The organism is Gilvimarinus sp. 1_MG-2023, assembly GCF_030548285.1.
Genome location: NZ_JAUOSC010001840.1, coordinates 1 through 231 on the forward strand (window position 1 = coordinate 1; position 231 = coordinate 231).

Here is a 231-nt window from a genome sequence, read left to right on the forward strand (position 1 = left end):
GTACTCGTGCAATACGCCGTCGATTTCACATTCGACAATGGCCGCACCCGGCATTGATGACAGCAAGATACGACGCAGGGCTGCGCCCAGAGTGTGACCAAACCCGCGTTCCAGAGGCTCAAGAGTGACCTTGGCATGGGTACCGCTAACTTCGTCTACCTGGATGTTACGAGGTGTCAAAAATTCATTAACTGCACGCTGCATAGCTGCCCTTAAGCTCCTCTATTATTT

General features: G+C 51.9%; 1 pseudogene. It reads right to left on the reverse strand.

Going from position 1 to position 231, the window contains the following annotated elements:
- Positions 1-204, reverse strand: a pseudogene (locus Q4563_RS23055) (DNA-directed RNA polymerase subunit alpha); the annotation flags it as partial.
- Between the last annotated feature and the right edge of the window lie 27 nt (positions 205-231).